Consider the following 2,395-nt stretch of genomic DNA (forward strand, 5'->3'; position numbering starts at 1 on the left):
ACCGCCCGCCCCGCGGAAAGCGAGCATCTGGAGGGGAAATCAACCACACCGCTTTGTTTGGTAAATAGCACCAAAGTATGCGAAACCAGCCTTTTGTTTTCAATGAGAAAATAGCATATTCCATTCACTGGCTTTGTCATTTTGACAAAACCATGATATATAAGTATAGTCTAATAGACCGGTTGATATAATTTCAAGGAGTGATCCAGCTATGGCAGAAAAACGAAACTCGAAAGACATTCTTATTGAAGCTGCTTCCCGACTTTTTCGGATACGTGGATATTACGGTGTGGGGCTCAAGGACATCATTGAGGAAAGTGGTATCCCAAAAGGTTCGCTGTATCATTATTTTCCGAAAGGCAAAGAAGAATTGGCGATCGAGGCGATTATTCATACTAAAAAATTCGTTATAGATGAAATTGAACGGGGATTTGATGAAATTGAAGACCCTATCCAAGCCATTCAGTCTCATATTTTTCATTTGTCCGAGGTATTTGGTGATAGTGAAAATCTATTAGGACTGCCAATCGGGACGATTGCAGCAGAAACATATACGACGAGTGAGCACATAAGAACGGCCTGTCAAGAAGCGATAGAAGATTGGCAATCCATATATGTGAAGAAATTACTCGAGGCGGAATTCAGTGAGAAACAGGCAAAAGAATTGAGTATCGTAATTAATGCTTTAATCGAAGGCGGTATCCTTTTATCCTTAACGGCGAAAAGCGGGGAACCTCTCCAAGCCATTGCGGAACAGATACCATTATTGCTGATAAATAAATAAGTCATGGAAAAATTATCTTAAGCTTAGGTCGAACAGTTAGTAATTGGAGGAATTATTTTATGTCTGCAGATGCAACACAGCAACAAAACCCAGTCATTAGAACGACCCCTATATTAATAGCATTTTTAATTGCAGGGTTCATTGGGTTATTCAGTGAGACGGCATTAAACATGGCGCTGGGGGATCTAATACAAGAATTCAATGTCAGTCCTTCCACCGTGCAATGGCTGACAACGGGTTACCTATTAACATTGGGGATATTGGTACCCGTTTCGGGACTCTTGATTCAGTGGTTCAATACTCGTCAATTATTCATTGCCTCAATGGTGTTCTCCATCATTGGGACGCTCATTGCAGCAATTGCCCCTGGTTTCGGCATCTTGATGCTAGCACGTGTCATCCAGGCTATCGGAACGGGTCTTTTATTACCTCTCATGTTCAATACCATTTTATTGATTTTCCCTATTCATAAAAGGGGAGCGACGATGGGATTGATGGGGCTGGTGATCATGTTTGCCCCAGCCATCGGACCGACGGCTTCAGGTTTGATTATCGAAAATCTAGAATGGAATTACATTTTCTGGGTGTCTTTGCCGTTCTTTGTGATCGCTTTACTATTCGGTCTCAAGTATATGCAAAACGTTTCAACAATCACCAAACCTAAAATCGATGTACCATCCATTATATTATCGACCATTGGTTTTGGGGGAATTGTTTATGGTTTCAGTATTGTCGGAGAACAAGGATGGAGCAATGCGATAGTTCTATCTTCGATCATTGTTGGACTTATAGCACTATTCCTGTTTGCTGTGAGGCAATTCAACATGGATAAACCGATGATTGATTTGCGTGTTTTTAAATACCCGATGTTCACATTAGGGTTAATAACCGTCTTCATCACCTTCATGATCATCATGTCATCCATGATCCTCTTACCGTTATACCTGCAAACCGGTCTTGCATTAGCTGCGTTTTCTGCTGGGCTTGTACTTTTACCGGGTGGAGTGCTTAATGGTATCATGTCTCCGGTTACCGGGCGCATTTTTGATAAGTTTGGGCCAAGAGGGTTAGTTATCCCGGGCTTCATTATTATGATTGTCATGTTATGGACTTTGACGAACGTAACGACTGAAACGGCGATCATTATGGTAATCGTCATGCATACCCTCCTTATGATTGGTGTTTCGATGGTCATGATGCCGGCCCAGACAAATGGTCTGAATCAACTGCCGAAAAATCTTTATCCGGATGGAACGGCTCTAATGAATACATTGCAGCAAGTATCGGGGGCCATCGGTACAACCGTTGCCATTACAATCATGTCAGCATCCCAAAAAAATTATATGGCAAATGCAGAAGATCCGTTCGATCCATCTGCCATCAGCGGTTCATTGACTGCAGGTGTTCAAGATGCCTTTATTTTCGGTCTTGTCCTTGCAATCATTGGTTTAATCGTGTCGTTTTTTATCAGGACAGCACGGGACTGAAAAGATATTACCGAAAAAAGATAAATTAGCCAGCAGGGAAAAATTTTCTCTGTCTGGCTTTTTGTTTGGAAAAGGCTCTTTTCGTAAAGATTGTTGTTTTTAAAACGAAACGATTTAAGGTTGA

2 protein-coding genes are annotated in these 2,395 nt (G+C 41.5%); both read left to right on the forward strand.

The features are described 5' to 3' along the window. Positions 1-211: 211 nt before the first annotated feature. Positions 212-784 (forward strand): TetR/AcrR family transcriptional regulator, encoded by a 573-nt coding sequence (locus tag ACFVSH_RS25500; protein WP_387708552.1) that lies wholly within the window; start codon positions 212-214, stop codon positions 782-784. 59 nt (positions 785-843) lie between these two features. After that, positions 844-2,271, forward strand: a complete 1,428-nt coding sequence (locus ACFVSH_RS25505; RefSeq protein ID WP_387596980.1) for an MDR family MFS transporter — start codon at positions 844-846, stop codon at positions 2,269-2,271. Positions 2,272-2,395 lie beyond the last annotated feature (124 nt).

It is taken from the genome of Peribacillus sp. NPDC058002 (assembly GCF_042886655.1).
Lineage (GTDB): Bacteria > Bacillota > Bacilli > Bacillales > DSM-1321 > Peribacillus > Peribacillus aracenensis.

Excerpts from the sequence above, each read along its gene's own strand:
- ACFVSH_RS25500 (WP_387708552.1), top strand. The coding sequence starts at position 212 with ATGGCAGAAAAACGAAACTCGAAAGACATTCTTATTGAAGCTGCTTCC.
- ACFVSH_RS25505 (WP_387596980.1), top strand. The coding sequence starts at position 844 with ATGTCTGCAGATGCAACACAGCAACAAAACCCAGTCATTAGAACGACC.